We start from the raw sequence: 17,235 nt of genomic DNA, 5'->3' as shown, positions 1-17,235 counted from the left end.
AAGCAGGCGTTGCCCTCAAAATATTTACCGACCATCTTGACTTAAAAGGCTCGACGCGCGGAGTCAATCAACTGCGATGATGGCGGTCGCAAATCTTCGACTTAAGGGGCGCTGGGATGAACTGGAAAGAACACAGACTCGCTATTTATCAGGGCTGGGCTGATCGCTGGCAGTGGACTGGCCTAAGCGCAAGTGCCGGGGAAGTCCCTTTGAAGAAATTGTCTGACGTCGGCCTTTGAACAGATAGGTGTGCATTTGCCCACGCCCCTTGATGTCAATGCAGCCGCGATCATCAAATTGATAATGGTCTTGCACGTGGCGATAGGTACTCTCGCTGATTTGGATGCGATCGATGAGACCGTGGGATTCCATGCGGCTGGCGATATTAACAGCATCGCCCCACAAGTCATAGCTGAATTTTTTGATGCCAATGACGCCCGCGATCACAGGACCGGTGTTGATGCCAATGCGCAGCCGAAAGGGCGTACCGTCGTGACGCTTGAATGTCTGGATCGCATCCAACATTTGAATCGCCATTTCCAACGTGGCGGTAGCGTGGTCAGGTTGGGGCTCGGGTAGACCACCTACCACCATGTAAGCGTCGCCAATGGTTTTAATTTTTTCCAGCCCGAGGGCATCGGCAATGCAGTCAAATGTCGAAAAAATCTCGTTCAGAACGTCAACGAGTTCTCCGGGCGCTACTTGGGCTGAGAGTCCCGTAAAGTCCACAATGTCGGCAAATAAGATAGTGGCTTCGTCAAACCGCGAAGCGATCGCGCCCACTTCCTGTTTCAACTGCTCAGCAATGCTATCGGGCAGAATGTTCAGCAGCAGTTTTTCAGATTTGGCTTGCTCTTCTTTGAGAGCTTGTTCCGCTTGTTTGCGATCGCTAATTTCTTGATGCACGCGCTCGAACATGTCGCAAAAGGCCCGAGACACTTCCCCCAATTCATCATGGCGAGTGATCGCCTGAGTTTGAAACGTCGGCGGCTGGTCTTGGCTAACCGCTTCACCGGCCTGCTGTAGATCGTCGCGTAACCGCAAAATAGGAATGATCAGAATCTGCTCTAGCACCAAAATCGTGACGAGCGTGACAAAGGCCGAGATGATGAATACCAGTCCGGCAATGGCCAGGGCGTACTGCCACATTTCGTGAATGACCCCGCTCGCATCGTGACGCACGACCAAAATGTATTCATCGGCAAAGCGATCGCTGGGCCAGGCGACATCATATCGGCGGCGGCCTTCGGTTAACCGCTTGACCGCTTGCCCCTCAGGCACGGTCGCACAGTCGATAGTGGGGGATTCGCCAAAGGTGTCGATGAGCGTGCCATCCACGGTACATAAGTTAGCCCCTAAGATGACAGAGTCGGGCTTCAAATTTTGCTGAATGAGCTGCAATACCGTTTCCAGATCAGCATTCAGCATGGCCGTGGCTTTGGCCGTGAACAGCACTTCCGTCGAGACGTCTTGCAAGTCATCTAGTTTTTCGCGGTAACGGCGGATAAATGAAGGGATGAAAATCACCACCTCGATCACGACAATGCTGAGAAATACAGAACTCACAATGCGCCGAGATAGGCGCGATCGCAGCAGGCCGACGGAAGATTGCAAAATGCTGGCCATGGCATGACTCAAGGGGGTGAGGAACTCTTTCTCAATACTACTGACTGAAATTTCGGAGTTCCGGGTAGGTAGATATTCGGAGAGATAAGAATTTTCTGAGAGTTAGGTTAACTGACGCCCCCCAACGTTAAGTCACCGACACGCCGTTTACACGTACTGGACGGAGAGGTTACGGCCCTGCCAACATCGCCATCCGCAGTCAAGTGCCGAGAGCCCAAAAGTTTAAAGCATGGGCATTGAATCGAAGTGTGGACAGCCGAGACGGCTGTCCCGGCGCAGGCAAGATACCTGCGCAAATGAGTCGTGGTTAAGCACATAGCGTCAAGGCAAAATTTAGAAGGAGGCTATGACAGTCTTTCGGGGCGCATTGTTGATAGTCAAAGGTTAAGAACTGCGACATTGATTGCCGTCGCCAACTGCTATTTCCCCGAAAAAATAGTGCCCACAATATCAAGATTGTTTGACTTGTCGCCGACTTTTGTGAAGGAAGAATAAAGTTTGCGAGTTTCTACTGAGAAAGTTCGCCTCAAAAATTTGTATATCGCATCGAAAGACTTTTTCCCTAAGGGTTTACCCGGTTGGTTTCTCTAGAGGTAGGTGTAAATATCCGACTTAAGGGTGTAGATACTGATTGACTTGATGTTACGAGAACCGTTATTGATTTTTGGTTCACAACATCGGTTAACTCATCGCAATGATTGTTCCCTCGTGCTTAGCGTTGGTATCTCTTTTAGTCCCTTAGCCATTGGAGGAAGTGGCTATGTCGAAGCGTGTCTACCGACCCGATAGTGCCGCCAATCAAAACGCTGTAGAGCAGTGTCGTGATTTGGTTGCAGCTTCGGTAATTGCCCCTCACAAATTGCCCCGGTGCTTACCCGAGTCCGCTCGCCTGATGCGTCAACAGGCGCAACAAGCCATTCGGCGCGGCGACTACTCGCAGGCGATCGCCGCTTTGAATCGACTGATCATTCACCAGGGCGCACGGGCCGAAGACTTTAACAATCGCGGGCTAGTTCATTTATGGAATGGTCAGCTATATAAGGCTATCCGTGACTTTGACCACGCGATCGCCCTCAATCCAGAATTAGCCGCCGCTTACAACAATCGTGCCAATTATTACGCGGCGATGGGCGATTTTGAACGGGCCTTGGCTGATTATGAGCAAACCATTGATCTGAATCCGTTTCATGTGCGAGCCCGCATTAACCAGGGCATTACCCTGCGGGAGTTGGCGTGTTATGACGCCGCCCTCGAAAGTTTTGATAATGCTTTATTGTTCAATCAAAACTTGGGTGAAGCCTATGCTGAGCGAGGCCGCACATATCACCTGCGCGGCGATTGGAATTGCGCGATCGCGGACTACCGCCGGGCCTTGCAAGCGTTAGCCACCATTGATGCTGAAACGCGGCTAAACCTGAATTCTTGTCGGTATCGCGTGATGAACTGGCTCAGTGAGTTAAGTGTCGCGGCTTAAAATCGAAAAAATTAAGTCCCCTCTCTGTGGATATGCCAGAAAGGAGACTGGAGAAAGGGATACCAAAATCGCTGAGCGAAGCGATCGCTGCAGCCTCAGACATCACTCAGTATGGTTGCTGACGCTGCCTTGGCACTGATGGCAGCAAGGTCAACCTACGGAGCATTGCCGTAAGGCCCAATGAACCCTAGTCAATCGAGATTTTTTGTGGGCCGCTGCTGCTGCCGTTGTTAGCAGAGTCGTCGTCATCGTCAGTAACGTTGACATCTTGCTTGTTGAGCCAAGACTTGACGGGGTCGTCGTTGAGATCGAGGCGTAAGACCCCAGACATAAAGCCGCCGACAAAAGCCACGGGCTGACGAGTCAGTTCTTGAAGAAAAGGGGTCAGTTCATCCAAAAACATAAGTGAGATTCTCCTTACTGTTTGCCACCACACGGTTCTATCCTACACGGTGAAACGAATGGGCGCGATCGCTTCTCTCCCGCCGATGCCGTTTTGATCATCGAACGAACCGCGCTCAGGCACTCCTTTCCAGCGCGGCGTTGTAAATGCGCTCGTTGGCCTGCACCGACTTGTGTAAATCGACAATCGGGTTGGGATAGTCGACCCCTAATCGCACCTCAAAGCGCTTTTGTTCCACATTCGATAACTGCCAGGGGGCATGGACCTTAGACGCTGGCAGCCGCTGCAATGCTGGCAGCCAGTGTTTCACATAGTCACCCTGGGGGTCGTAGTCTTTGGCCTGCTTGGGGATGTTGAAATAGCGAAAGCCGCGCGCATCATTGCCAACGCCAGCGGTGTAGTTCCAATTCCCCCAGTTGCTGCAAACGTCGTAGTCTACCAGCAGCGACTCAAACCACTCGGCCCCCATGCGCCAGTCGATGCCCAAATTTTTAGTGAGGAAGCTGGCGACATTTTGCCGACCGCGATTGGACATAAAGCCCGTCGCCGCGAGTTCGCGCATGTTGGCATCCACCAGGGGATAGCCCGTTTCGCCCGCGCACCAGGCATTAAACCGGGGCCAATCTTGCTGCCAATCCACCTTAAGGCCGCGCAGACCCGAAGGGTAGAAGACGCGATCGCCATGCTTCAAACAAATTAATCGAAAGTAGTCGCGCCACAGTAGCTCAAACACCAGCCAGTAGGTGGAATCGTTGCGCACCCGCTCGTTCTCGTAATCTTGCACTGCCTGATAAACCCAACGGGGCGAGAGACACCCCAGCGCCAGCCAGGCCGAAAACTTGGAAGAATAGTTGGCGCCCAACATGCCATTGCGGGTTTGTTTGTAGACCTTAAGACAATCAGCGTCCCAAATGTAGGCTTGCAACCGCGCCAGGCCAGCAGTTTCACCGCCAACGAATTTCAGCACAGCGCGATCGTCAGATTGCGGCGCTTCTACCCCCAGTTTTGCCAAATCAGGCAGCTCTCCCACAGACGCCGACTGGGGCAAAGGCGGTAGCTTCTTCGGAGCACTAAAGGGTTCATAAACGATGCTCGACTTTTCCACTTGCTTTCGAAACTGGGTGAACACCTCCGGCACCTTGTTGATCGAGAAGGGTAAATCGTCCAGGTGGTAAAGGGTTGCGCCCCAATAGGTTTGCACCGTGGTGCCCATCGCCTCAAGCTTGTCGGCCAGGGCATTTTCCACTGCCAACTCTTCAGCGGTGGCCTCTTCGTGCCAGTAAACCGCCTGCGCGTCGAGTTCCTTGACTAGGGACGGAATCACGGTCTCGGGTTCGCCCCAGCGAATGATCAGGTCACTGCCCCGCTGCTGCAGCGATCGCCGCAAGTCCGCCACACTCTCTAACAAAAACTGGGCTCTAAACTTGCCCGTTTTGGGAAAGCCAAAGGCGGTTTCGCCAAACTGTCGCGGGTCAAAGCAATAGACGGGAATAACGCCACCCCCGGCCTTAAGGGCGGCTTGCAACGGTTCGTGGTCGTGCAGCCGCAGGTCATTGCGAAACCAAACCAGTATGGACATGAGAGCAAACGCATTTTCGTGAACTTATGTAAAGCTAACAAGTTTTTGCCCGCGTTGCTGAGGGCGTCATGGGGCAGGGATTCTAATTGCCAGCAGGGGAGGCCAAGGGTGAATCCGAGTTAATCACGATCAGGGATTGGCGCAAAAATCATATCCCGGTAGTGTTCTGTAGCTGAGATGGTTAGATAGCGGGTCGGTGGGGCAGATGGAGATTTTTAGTGCGAGCTTCTCCCTAACGTCGCGTTTCTAAATAATTGCGATGCAAGCCGCTAGGTGGCTAGCCGTTTTGCAGTATGATTGCGTCGAAAATCTGCCGATATCGTTGGCAGCGTCGTGATTCTGGGCAGTTGAGGCCCCTTAATACGGATGAAGCAAACGTTGCGTCGCATTCTGCACATGGGACTTTCCGCGATCGCCCTGCTCACAACAGGCGTCGCGGTGGAAGCGTTAGCCCCTCGCCCGGCCGAAAGTGCGGAAAAAATCCGCATCTTAGTCGATGGCCCCTTGTTGTTTGACCTCTCCGTCGAGTCCTTAGAGACCTTTGCGGAAACGGGAGAAATCATCGGGGATTTGCGACTGTATGCGCGATTTTTGAATGAAGGGACGCTGCAACTCTTGCGCCAGGGACTGACGCGCAAGATTCCCCTCGATGTGACCACGGTGGATAACCTCGCATATTCTCCCCTGGGGCGCGACGCCTTATTAAACGTCGGTAAAGTGCTGCAAGTCTATCGCGGGGTAAATGGTCAGCGAGCGTTGCGGGCTGCCGTGATTGGGGCCGCCGCCAACGCCGATGCAGAGGGGTGGACTTTTATCGATGTCCTCAAAGAATTTCCGACTCCAGCGATCGAGATTGAACTGCGAGATCTCCTAGAACTCCGGCGACAACTGGCGATTTATTTCAGCTACAACGATGCGGTCGTCCGCACCGTTCGGGCTGAGGCACTGGCCGAAGCCGCTGCCGCCCCCCTAGTCAACTTGAGCGAATTAGCCGACCTCAGGCAGCCTGGAACCTTCGCATTCACCAAAGAAACGGTGACAGTCACCAACCCCGCGCTACGTCAAACGGCGGCTGGTCTGTCCGTCAACTATGACTTTGATGTCGATGCTTACATTCCCAGTGGCTTAACCAGTCCTGCCCCAATCGTCATCATTTCCCACGGATTTGGCGACGTTAAAGAGAGTTTTGCGTTTATTGCCGAGCATCTGGCTTCTTATGGTTTTGTCGTGCTGCTACCGGACCATGTGGGCAGTGATTTGGCCTATCGCCAGGAATTTCTTCAAGGACGACTCAATACCTTGTTGAGCCCGATGGAGTTTATTAACCGTCCCCAAGAAATTTCCTTCCTCATTGACAAGTTGGAAGAACTGGTTGCGGAGTCTCCTGAGTGGGCAGCTCAGTTAGATCTCGATCGCATTGGCGTCACGGGAGATTCCCTGGGCAGCACCAATACCCTCGCCCTCGCCGGAGCCGAGATGAATTATGCGCGATTGGTCGAGGCGTGTGATGCCGACAACTTGATCTTAAATTTTGCCTTGTATCTACAGTGTCGGGCGCAATTTTTGCCGCCGCAAAATTTCAACCTCCGCGATCCTCGGGTCAAGGCGGTGGTCACGGGGCATCCTTTGGGCGGCTTTCTGTATGGCCCAGAGGGATTCAGTCAGATTGACGTGCCGTTGCTCATGGTCGGGGGCTCGGAAGATATTGTGGCCCCCGTCGTGGTTGAACAGTTTCATCCCTTTATTTGGCTAGAGACGGAGCATAAGTACTTCGCCATGCTCGATATTGGTACGCATTTTTCTTCGAAACCGGGGCGCGATGGGGCCGGGGGCATTTTTGGGTTACTGGCGGGGGCTAATCGCGATATCGGCAGTGGCTACTACAAAGCTTTGAGCGTGGCTTTCTACAACGTCTACTTACGGGAGCAAGCGGAGTTTTTACCCTATTTAAGTGCGAGCTATGGCAACCAGCTGAGTGCTGATCAGCCGATGGGCTTGAGCATCATCACCGAGTTGCGACCCGAACAGATTGAAGCGACCTACGGACGGCGATCGCCGGTGCCCATTATTCCGGCCCCGATCGCCGCTACGCCGCCCCCTAGAGCCCAAAGCGTGTTGTCCGAGATTGCCGAGACTGGGGTGCTCAAGGTCGCGTTTCGCAAAGACGCTATGCCTTTTGGCTTTATCAATCCGCAAGACGCTTGGGATGGGTACTGCGGGGATATGGCGATCGCCCTCAGCGACTATATTTCAGATGAACTCAACAGCGATGTTGATATTCGGCTAGTAGAACTGACTTCCACCCTAGACAACCGCTTTGATTTGGTCACGTCAGGAGCCGTGCATTTGGAATGTGGGCCAAATACCATTCGCAATGATGTGGAAGGGATTACTTTTTCAAATCCCATTTTTGTCACGAGTACCGAATTTTTGGTTCCCGCCGGACAGGAAGATACCATCCGACCGACAACGCCCTTGGCCGGAGTCCGCTTGGGCGTGTTGGAAAATACGACCACTCAGCGGTTTGTGGAAGAAAACTATCCGAATGCTGATGTTCGGCTGTTCTCCGGAGTGGAAGGTCGGCAAAATGCGATCGCTGCCACCGCCAACGGCGAGATTGAGGCCTTTGTCGGAGACGGCATTTTGTCCTACGGTCAATTGCAGCTAGAGGGGCGGGCAGTGGATGACTTTGCCTTGATTCCGGAAGTGCCGCTCACCTGCGAATATTACGGTCTGGCTCTGCCCAACAACGACCCCGAATGGCGGACGCTAGTCAATCAATTCTTGCTCAGCGATAGAGAAAATCCCATTTCCAACCTCTGGTTTGCCTCGATTTATCCAGATGAATTGAATAAGGCTGAGTTTTGTCTTAATCAGTAACTCTGCGACTGTCGCCACCCCGATTGCCAAAAGCCGTCGGGTTGCAAAAAAAATGGCACCTCTTAGCTCAAAATCAGCGATCGCTCCATGTGGCTCGGATGTAATTGGGGCGATCGCCTATCAAACTTGCAATCACTGTCCCCGTCCCGGTTGGCAATCAGCAAAGCCCAAAGCTTCGGAGTCGAGGAAGCTGGCGATCGCCATTTCCACCACAGCCTCGATGGGATAGTCAATGTCTTGGGCGCGATCGCTCAAAGCCTGCCGTATGCGCTCAGGCAGCCGCTCTAAAATTACTTCAGCGTCGGCACGGGAAAGTTGTTCTTGCAGTTTAGCTGGCATAGCATCACCTTTCTGTTGGAATCTGAGCGTTATATGGAGGTTCAGTCGCTCTGAGAATGATGGCCTCTAACTCCAATAGTAACGTGGGGTTTTTCCAGTAAGGAATTACCTGGATCGCTATGCGAACATCTTCATCGCGATACCTATCAAGCCATGCCCACAAAAATGCTTTGTGACCACCTGTAAAACGACCTCGCAAACTTTTGGTTTTACCGATGTAAAGCAACCCATGAATTCTATGGCGAATTGCATAAATACCAGGACGTGAGGGAATCAAATTAAAATCGCGGGTTAGTGGTTGGCATTGCTCGAACGGTGTGAAGGCGATCGCGTCTAGAATGCTTCGAGCTTGGGCCTTTAATTCAGAATCGCTCGTTGACATAGAAATAAGAGCTTGGGTGCCATTCAACTACTTTGGCAGAGTTGATGGAGAGTTGCGCGATCGCGCTCCAAATCAGTTTCGTCGTAGTGTAAATCGGCTCTGTGAGCTTTCAAAAACTCATCAACGGCCCAGCGGGACGAGAGCCCGAGAATGCGCCCGACCTCTGCGTGAGTAATTTTTTCGGTCTGGTATGCTTGCATGGCAAGCGCTTCCAAGATCTCCTGGGGCAGGCGATTTGAGTTGAAGTGCTGCATCAGCTCATCTGGCAGGTCAAGCATAATTTGCATGATCGAGACTCTCCGATCGCTTTGATATCCATTGTCGCCAAAACTGCCCATTCCGCCACAGCCTTAATGGAAGAGTCAGTGGGTTGGACGCGATCGCTCAAAATGACTCGGATGCGATTGGGGCGATCGCTCTAAAATCATTTCAGCGATCAACATAGGAAAATTGCTAAAAATTGCTATTTAAGAGCGTCTTGCATAATTTTGAGGGGGCAAAATTGATTGCCTCACTCATTGTTTGACTAATACTGCTGAGGTACGCGCCGAAATTCCTTCACCAATTTTTTTTTGAAGCCAAGGATAATCTTTCAGTATTTCCTCAATTTCTGGCCAGGATGACATTGTTTTTTGAATAACTTCATGCGCTACATCGCGTAAGCCAATTCCAGAAGCATTGACTTTTCTTTCTAATCTTTCGAAATTTTCGAGTGTAACTGAGTCGAAGCTCCTAGACTTTGCAAATTTCAGACCAAGGTCTTCAGGGTTTCCTGATGGACGATATACGGCTGTTGAAACTAAATCATAGGCGGGAGAAAGAACTGGTCGGCGAGGATCGGTGTATATCAACGACCAGTTTTTCAAGTGTGCATCACCATTGCCTATGACATAGTTGAACGCTAGTCTTCGTGTAAATTCAATCAATGAATTTGTATCATACTGACGATAAATCAAATTTGCGAGTGTCTCAAACGTGCCCGTATACTTCTTATGAGGATAAAGGTTTCTGACCTGTGCAAAATCCTCAATATGAATCAACTCTCTTGAAGGGGTGCGATCAAAGCGCTGAATTGCGTAGGCCATATTTTCAAATTCAGGCCATAGGTCATCAGGTACATCAGCTAACTGTTCTCGATGAACAAGACGCACTTCAGGTACGTCAATGCCGACCCGACGCGCAAGTTCCATCATTGAAAATTCGTTAATTGGTACATGGCGGTAGCTACGGTCTGGAAGCTTAATAATCCAGTCACCACCCTCGCCAACACCTGGCGAGGTAAATCTTTCACCAACATTCAACATCGAGAATTTGAGGGCAACTCCAGCCAGCGAAAACCGCCAAATGTCTCTCTGGAGATTCCCGGCATCTGCATCTGAAACTATCTCGCGTCTAGTACTATCAAATTCTGTCTGACCAATTTCTGCTTCGGCGACTCGAATTGCCCCAGGCAAATCATGGCCAACCTTGAGTAGTAGCTCTATTTCCTTATTTTCATCTACGCTTGCATCTTCAGCAATCCAGTGACGCAATCGCCCTTCTGGAAGTAGGTTTGAAAACCACGGAGGCAATCGGTTTTTGGAGCGGTGGATGGCTTCAAGATCATCTTCAAATACGAGACCTAAAACAGCATGAGTTGGATCATGGACGTAATCATTATCCAATTGAAAACGGATAATGCCACCGTTCAGTGTGATGCTGCCAATACGTCTTTGATAAAGCCAAATCCCATAGATTTTTTTGACTTTACTCATCAACTAGAGCCTCATCATCATCTTCATCAATAATTAAAGAGGAAAGTGGGGGTGTATCCTCAAACGAAGCCTTCATCATAGATTTAAGGAAATTCCCAGTTATTTTTTTTAATCGGTTCTCTCGAAGTTCCAAAAACTGAGTGACGTTTCCTTCGAGCAAATACGATCTCATGTCATCATCAAAAATGTGAGAGTTTAACAATTTAGTCCAAGATGAACTAGACATCGTAATAGGTTGATTTAGAAAAATATCTCTCACGTGCTCAACAGAATCTTCTCCAAGAAAGATGAATCGATTTGCGGTAGGTGTTTTTTTGCCTAATGGTTCAATGATTTCAACAATATCTCTTGCTGTCTGTTCTTCTTTAAGAGCTCTTCCTAGATCTTCTTGAAGATAATGTTCCGCTGTAAGGAAAGACCGAGGCCGATGCGCCCACATTGCGCAGAGAAGAATACGAGTACTAGCCGAGGTGCTATTGAAATCACTCAGATTCAAATCCTTTCGGTCACTTGAAACAGCCTTCACTAAATCTGTGACAGACTTTGCCTCATCATTAGGAATGATTTTCGAGCATAATGTTCGGCTGGCTTTAGTCCAAGTACTGAATGCCTCTGGGCCAATCACAGCAGCACGCCAAAACCATCGTCTGAGCAGTTCAATGCTGCGGGGCTTAGGTTCGGGATAATGCGCAAAGAAGCGCGCAAGAACAACAAGGAGGTATCGATAGGGCAAAAAACTAAAGTGTGGAACTCCAGCTTCACTCTGCAAGAAGTTGACGGCTTTTGATAAAGCTCTTTCCCCAGCAATGTATGCTTCTTCACGAGTCTCACCTGGAAACTCTGATGATTTTTTCTTCTGACTGAATTCCGCACGAATATCACGTGTTACATCGGAGCCTCTGCGAGCTAGAATGGCACTTAAGACAGTATTATCATCAATTTCACCAAAGGGAAAAGTCGCACTGATTTTTTCGATGATATTTTTTACATCATACTTTGGTCCGCCATGTAGGGCCGAGAAAACTTCTGCACGCGTCAACCTTTTGCCGTAATTATTCATGCGGTCGAAGATATCTCTAAGAACCTCTTCATCTTCTTGCTTCACGATATAAGCCGGTATTGAATATTCACGAATTGCTTTAGCGACTCTTGTGGCCTCTTCAAAATAAATTGCGGATTCTGGATGCTCACTAAACCATTTCAACAATCTCTGTAAGTCAAAAATTATCGGTAGGCCGATGACGTGAATTTCTTCATCAATGGGCTTGACAAATTCTTTGCGTGCTAGATCATAAGCGATCGCAAAGCGTGGATCCTTAGAGCCATCATCATTCAATGCATTCGCAAGACTAGTAAGCCTTTGTTGACCATCAACAACCCATCTTGCTTCATCTAGACTAGGAGCCTTAATCTCTAGCGCTCCGATTTTCAGCGTGTCCTCTAGAGCAGGACGTGCCCAAAGAAGCAAGCTTCCAATTGGATAGCCACGAACAATACTATCCATGAGTCTTTTTACATCTTCCCATTGCCAGCGAAATATCCGTTGAAAGTCAGGAATGCGTATGTAGCCAGATAACACTTCACCTACGAGGTCTTCAAGTGGAAAGGTCTTAGCGTTGGTAATTTTTGAACCTACCATTTTGTTGATCTTACGCTTAGTGAATAAAAGCCAGGATTGCCTGTTGATCTGATTTTTAACTCGGAAATTTCAAGGAGGTTATCGGAACCTCATACCTATTTTCTTTCACATTCAGACAGTTGGGATGTATTTTGGCGGATTGGTAGCTTTATCAATTGCCAGAGACCTTCCTTCAGTTCACCCAAAGTCCTCCACAAATAACATTGCAGAGGACTTTCGGGTCAGTATATCGAAAGCAGTCCGGAACTAACTACGAGATTAACCTACCCCAACAAATCGCCAGTTTCTTGGAGCATGTGGAGACGGTGGTAGAGACCACCGTGGTTGAGCAGGTCTTCGTGACTGCCCATCTCCAAAATGCGGCCCTGATCGAGGACGACGATGACATCGGCATCGCGGACGGTGCTCAGGCGGTGAGCGATGATCAGGGTCGTGCGGGTACCGAGGATGCTGCGCATCGCCAGTTGAATCGCCCGCTCCGATTCGTAGTCGAGGCTAGAGGTGGCTTCGTCAAAGACGAGCACATCGGGGTTCATCAGCAGGGCGCGGGCGATGCCGAGCCGCTGGCGCTGTCCCCCCGAGAGGCGCACGCCCCGTTCCCCCACCACCGTCGAATAGCCATCGGGCATCAGGTTGATGAACTCGTCCACGCGCGCGATCGCACAGGCTTCATCCACCTGCTCCCGCGTCACGTGGGGATTGCCATAGGTCAGGTTATCCATCAGCGTGCCGTTAAAGACATCCACCTCCTGGTGAACGATCGCCAATTGCTTGCGATAGCCCGTGATATCCAGCTTGCGAATGTCTTCGCCATCGATCAGGATGCGGCCCTGCTGCGGCTCAAAATAGCGGAACAGCAGCTTCACCAAGGTGGACTTACCGGAACCGGAACGACCCACCAGCGCCACGGTCTGCTTCGGCTGAATCAGCAAATCGATGTCCTTCAGGACGGGGCGATCGCGATCGTAACCAAAGCTGAGATGCTCGAAATGTACCTTCCCCGTGAACTGGTAGCGGGTGACGGCTTCGGGAGTGCCTGATACGCTCGCCGCTTCGATGCCTGTGGGCTGCTGCAAAAACTCGTGAAAGCGCAGCATCGAGGCATAACGACGGGCGAAGATTTCCGCCAGGTTGCTGATGGGTTCCAACTCGGCGTAGGCCATGCTGGAAACCGTCAGCGTGGTGACGAAGTGCCCCAGGGAGATGTTGCCTCGCAGGGTCGCCACCAGCGTCAGCACCAACACCCCAAACACACAGGTCTGAATGAACAGTTCCTGCCAGGTCATCAACACCACGTACCCCCGGTGGATGATCTGATCGACCACCTTCAGCTCACGACCCAACCGCTGACGTTGACGCGCCAACTCGTCGTGCTCCGTCGCAAAGGCTTTGACCGTTTTGATGTTGGTGATGATCTCGGAGGTGCGGCTCTCCGTCGTCTCCATGTACTTGTCAAGGGCTTGCTCTTTGCGGTTCAGCCGAATCAGGTCGCGCATACTGAACGCCAGAATCGCCACAAAGGACAGGAAGAAGAGTCCGGCGATGCGCCAATCGATGATGGCGATAATGCAAAAGATGCCCGCCACCCGCACCAGCTTCGGGAAAAGCTGTCCCGCGATTTCGGGATAGGTCCAGGTGTGGTTCGACAGACCCCGTGCGACCCGTCCGGCAATGCGTCCGGGGTTGTTTTCGTCGTAAAAGCCGAGGGGCAAGCTGAGCAGCTTTTTCACCACCTCTACTGAGTGGTCGCGGCGGCTTTTGAGAGCGATGTCCCAGTGGAACCAGACGCCCAGCCACGGCTCAATCGGGGCGCGGACGACCGTCACCAGGAAAATCATCCCCAGCAGCAGGCCGAGGGTCAGCGATCGCGTCACCTCCACCCCGGCCAGTCCCGCCAGCCCATCTGCCAATCCCTGCGCGAGACGGTCCACCGGACGGTCTGACAGCAGGTTGAGCAGCTGACCGATCGCATAGGGCACCACCAGATCCAGCAGCTCAAAGAGACTGCTGGCGGCAATGCTGAAGACTGCGATCGCCTTGTAGTTTTTGTAGTATTGAATAACGTCTGCGAACTTCGCCATGACAAAACCATGAGTTCGATATGAATCTGCCTAGTATATACTACAAATACTACAAGCGCTACAACTACGACCTGATTCCTTATTACGGGAATTTGATCTAAGTGTGGGCAGCCGTCTCGGCTGTGCCGGAGCAGGCCAGATGCTTGCCCGACAAAACTTGGATTTTATAAAATCTTTCTTCTTAGCAACGCGATAAAAAAAGTCCCAGGAAATTCCTGGGACTGGCGATGATCAGCGTGATCACGTTCTTGGTGCGTGGCTTACCACCAAGTGCGATCGCCATTTTCATCGACCCGAGCTTGGCGAATCACGTCGGAAATCTCTTCCGCATCGTGGATATGGTGTAGCGCTTTCTGACCTTCCTCGGGGTCATCCACGATGAAATAGGTCGGGACGACAATCTTGTCACCAGTAATGTCTGCCACGTTCACCGCGACTTTTTTCGCCTTCTCTTCCAAGGTCAATTCGCGATTTATAATGTCGCCAGGATTCAACGTCGGATTGCCTTCCTGCATGGCGGCGGCATTAGCTTGGGCCTGCTCGGGCGAGACTTGCTCGGGCGTCAAAGGCTGACGAATCGATTGATTATTAGTTGATTGAGTTTGAGTATCCATATTTGGGATATCGCCCTCCTTTTGCGTGCATCTGTTTAAACCATAGGTGGCTACCCCCAGCGACGACATCGCTCAAAAGCGACAATCCATCAGGGATTCCGGCCACATTCCTCCCTCGTTCTATAGAGATCGATCGCTGGCCATGCCGCCTGAGTTGGGGACGGAATTGGGCACCATGGCGATGCTCTCGGCGGTTCAGGCAGCGGCTTAGCTCGGTGGCGCATTGGCTCCCGAACCGGGGTGAAATGATTCAAACGGGGGGGGATTGCGGAAGTTGAGCGTGTAAATGTCGGTGGGCATCTCGATACCAGCGGCTTCCAAGCGCTCTTTGATGGCCTGGCGGGCCTCAGAGGTGACTTGCAAAAACGACTTGCGGCGCGAGTTGACCCAAAAGAGCACTTCGAGATTGACGGTGCTGGCCGCCAACTCTTGCACCAAAACGATGGGGGGTGGGTCAGCTTCGATGCCATCAACGGGGGCGATCGCCGTCAGAATTTCGGTTTTCGCCTGTCGCAGATCCGCCTCATAGTCAATGCCCACCAGCACGCTACTGCGCCGCACGGGTGACGCGGTGTTGTTGGTAATGCTGCTCTGAAAGACCTCTTGATTGGGAATGTAAACCTGCCGACCGTCGTAAGTTTGCACCGTGGTGACCCGCAACTGCACCTGCACCACGCGCCCCTCATATTGATCGATCACCACTTCATCACCAATGCGAAAGGGCCGCGCCGCCAGCAAAATCAGCCCCGACAGGTAATTACTCAGAATATCCTTGAGGCCAAAGCCGATCGCCACGCTGGTGAGTCCCAAGGTGCCGAGCAAGGCCGCAAAGTTCAGTCCCAATACGCCCAGGGCGATGACGCAGCCAATAAACCAAACCGCGCCATAACTCAGGCGACTGATCAGAATTTCGGTAGCGCGATCGCCCTCCGTCTTTTCGGCCCAGAGATAGCTGCCCCGCGACACCCCCTTCGCCGCCAGCCAGGTCAACAGCAGCACCAAAAGTGCGCCAATCATCGACGAGAGATTATTGAGAATGCCGCGCCGCAATTGAACGAGAGTGCCCTCTAGTCTTCCCGCCACTTCTATGACCAGATTCGGCTGCTCGAACGAGGCATTGAGTTTTTGCGCCCATTCCTGGGCTAGCGCCTCTACAGTGGTGTCAAAATCCAGCGCATCCTGGGGCGTCACGGTCATGATCACTCGATTGTTGAGTTGCAGGGTTGCCAGGTTACGGGAGCGGTCATACCGCACTTGGACTGCATCTAGCGGTTGCGGTTGTTGCACCAGGCCCGCAATGCGGCGGCTAATCTGTTGAGCCCGCTCGGTCGCGCTCAGTTCGCCCACGCTGCCCACTTGCAGCACGGGTTGCCCCCGCACCAGCACATCGGCAAAAAAGACGGCTTCTTGCATCGTCGTCGTGGCAGCGGGTGCCGGTTCCGCGATCGCGCCATTGTTCTGAGCCGCCAACACCCCCGGCCACATCACCACGCATAGGAAGCTCAGCAGCATCCCCCAGAGGCCCCATTGCACCTGCCTTGACCATCGCCGCCCCATCCCTGTCATCTCCTCACCGATGTCCGCCCTTTTCCCCCTGAGCCTGCCATGCCGACAAGATGCCTGGCAACTGCCCCCCGACTTCCCCGCTCCCTCCACTTTCCATCTTTCAGCGATCGCAAATCCCTCTACTAACGGAGTCGGTATCGGTAATTTTTTCGTCAAGGTAAAAGTATGCGTTTAGCGATCGCGGCTACACCGTCGCCTCGTTAAACGGAGACGCAGTAACGGACAACACTTTATGACAGCCCAAACAACACAACAGCGGCCCACCACTCAAACTCAACAGCTGGCAGTGTTTGACAATCGCCAAGCGGCTGAGGCCGCCCAAAATTTGTTGCATGAGCAGGAAGACTTATCCCTGAGCAACATCAGCATCGAAGGCGACATCAACACCTATGAAGAGGTGGCCGCAATGGGCACGACCGTCGGCCCAGAAGCGGGGTTGCTGATTGGGGCCTTTTCCGGCGGTGTGGTCGGCGTCGTCTTTGTCGCCATCTACTCCACCATTGCCTACGGCGATCTGGTGAACACGACGTTTAATCAGTTCTCCATCGTGGCCTTTATTGCGGCTGGGGCAATCTTCGGTCTGTTTACGGGCAACCGGATTCGCAATGCTCAACTGCCCGCCCAAAAGCAAAAGGGCAACCCAGATGTGCCTCGCCGCTTTCAGCTCATGGTCGAGGGTGATGCCGAAGCACTCAACCAAGCCCGCGAGGTTTTGGGCTATCCCACGGCTAGCTAAGCACGACGGCTAACGAAACTCATTTCAATACTTGCGGGAGCGTCATCGGCGCTCCCGTTTTTTGGTGGTGAAAGGTCCGTTTTGAACTTTGGACGTTACGTGCTGCCATTGTCGATCAGCCAGAGCAAGATGCGGCCTGGCAGTGAACTGCCAAGAGCAAAT

Annotated in this window: 14 protein-coding genes; 3 read left to right on the top strand and 11 right to left on the bottom strand. The window is 52.0% G+C overall.

What is annotated here, in order from left to right; translation table 11 throughout:
- Positions 1 to 141: 141 nt before the first annotated feature.
- A complete protein-coding gene (locus DYY88_RS21710) occupies positions 142 to 1,626 on the bottom strand; it encodes an adenylate/guanylate cyclase domain-containing protein (RefSeq protein WP_063776212.1) in 1,485 nt (494 codons plus the stop codon).
- A gap of 760 nt (positions 1,627 to 2,386) precedes the next feature.
- Here DYY88_RS21710 and DYY88_RS21705 point away from each other — a divergent pair.
- Entirely contained in the window at positions 2,387 to 3,100 is a 714-nt protein-coding gene (locus DYY88_RS21705) for a tetratricopeptide repeat protein (RefSeq protein WP_044148830.1), read from the top strand.
- A gap of 187 nt (positions 3,101 to 3,287) precedes the next feature.
- Here the strand turns inward: DYY88_RS21705 and DYY88_RS21700 are convergent, their stop codons facing one another.
- The gene (locus DYY88_RS21700) at positions 3,288 to 3,503 is read right to left on the bottom strand and encodes a ssl0294 family protein (protein ID WP_039729151.1); all 216 of its coding nucleotides are present in this window, start codon (positions 3,501 to 3,503) and stop codon (positions 3,288 to 3,290) included.
- Between the two features lie 115 nt (positions 3,504 to 3,618).
- Positions 3,619 to 5,082 (bottom strand): DASH family cryptochrome, encoded by a 1,464-nt coding sequence (locus tag DYY88_RS21695; RefSeq protein ID WP_039729152.1) that lies wholly within the window; start codon positions 5,080 to 5,082, stop codon positions 3,619 to 3,621.
- A gap of 366 nt (positions 5,083 to 5,448) precedes the next feature.
- Here DYY88_RS21695 and DYY88_RS21690 point away from each other — a divergent pair, with 366 nt between their 5' ends.
- Positions 5,449 to 7,962: an alpha/beta hydrolase gene (locus tag DYY88_RS21690; RefSeq protein ID WP_039729153.1), complete on the top strand. Its 2,514-nt coding sequence runs from the start codon at positions 5,449 to 5,451 to the stop codon at positions 7,960 to 7,962.
- 132 nt (positions 7,963 to 8,094) lie between these two features.
- On the opposite strand, the gene DYY88_RS21685 is transcribed toward DYY88_RS21690, so the two are convergent.
- The 8 genes from DYY88_RS21685 to DYY88_RS21650 all read right to left on the bottom strand — a co-directional run bounded on the left by DYY88_RS21685 (position 8,095) and on the right by DYY88_RS21650 (position 16,337).
- Positions 8,095 to 8,301, bottom strand: a complete 207-nt coding sequence (locus DYY88_RS21685; RefSeq protein WP_039729155.1) for a hypothetical protein — start codon at positions 8,299 to 8,301, stop codon at positions 8,095 to 8,097.
- A gap of 4 nt (positions 8,302 to 8,305) precedes the next feature.
- Complete coding sequence (locus tag DYY88_RS21680) at positions 8,306 to 8,683, bottom strand: GIY-YIG nuclease family protein (protein WP_044148831.1); 378 nt, start codon at positions 8,681 to 8,683, stop codon at positions 8,306 to 8,308.
- Positions 8,684 to 8,706: 23 nt separating this feature from the next.
- Positions 8,707 to 8,970 (bottom strand): UPF0175 family protein, encoded by a 264-nt coding sequence (locus DYY88_RS21675; RefSeq protein WP_039730485.1) that lies wholly within the window; start codon positions 8,968 to 8,970, stop codon positions 8,707 to 8,709.
- Between the two features lie 228 nt (positions 8,971 to 9,198).
- The gene (locus DYY88_RS21670; RefSeq protein ID WP_039729156.1) at positions 9,199 to 10,437 is read right to left on the bottom strand and encodes a type II toxin-antitoxin system HipA family toxin; all 1,239 of its coding nucleotides are present in this window, start codon (positions 10,435 to 10,437) and stop codon (positions 9,199 to 9,201) included.
- Positions 10,430 to 12,076, bottom strand: coding sequence for a DUF262 domain-containing protein (locus DYY88_RS21665; protein ID WP_039729157.1), 1,647 nt, complete (start codon positions 12,074 to 12,076; stop codon positions 10,430 to 10,432). Before DYY88_RS21665 ends, DYY88_RS21670 begins: the two co-directional genes overlap by 8 nt.
- 263 nt (positions 12,077 to 12,339) lie before the next feature.
- Positions 12,340 to 14,157, bottom strand: a complete 1,818-nt coding sequence (locus DYY88_RS21660) for an ABC transporter ATP-binding protein (RefSeq protein WP_039729158.1) — start codon at positions 14,155 to 14,157, stop codon at positions 12,340 to 12,342.
- 260 nt (positions 14,158 to 14,417) lie between these two features.
- Positions 14,418 to 14,771 carry a hypothetical protein gene (locus DYY88_RS21655; RefSeq protein ID WP_039729159.1) on the bottom strand — a complete coding sequence of 118 codons (354 nt, stop codon included), beginning with the start codon at positions 14,769 to 14,771 and terminating at the stop codon, positions 14,418 to 14,420.
- A 207-nt stretch (positions 14,772 to 14,978) separates the two neighbouring features.
- Positions 14,979 to 16,337: a mechanosensitive ion channel family protein gene (locus DYY88_RS21650; RefSeq protein ID WP_130199554.1), complete on the bottom strand. Its 1,359-nt coding sequence runs from the start codon at positions 16,335 to 16,337 to the stop codon at positions 14,979 to 14,981.
- A 232-nt stretch (positions 16,338 to 16,569) separates the two neighbouring features.
- On the opposite strand from DYY88_RS21650, the gene DYY88_RS21645 reads away from it, so the two are divergent.
- Positions 16,570 to 17,073 (top strand): hypothetical protein, encoded by a 504-nt coding sequence (locus DYY88_RS21645; protein WP_039729160.1) that lies wholly within the window; start codon positions 16,570 to 16,572, stop codon positions 17,071 to 17,073.
- Positions 17,074 to 17,235 lie beyond the last annotated feature (162 nt).

The sequence above is a fragment of the Leptolyngbya iicbica LK genome (assembly GCF_004212215.1).
In the GTDB taxonomy this organism is placed as follows: domain Bacteria; phylum Cyanobacteriota; class Cyanobacteriia; order Phormidesmidales; family Phormidesmidaceae; genus Halomicronema; species Halomicronema iicbica.
Note: the sequence above shows the minus strand (reverse complement) of the source record. Positions and strands in the feature narration are given on the sequence as shown.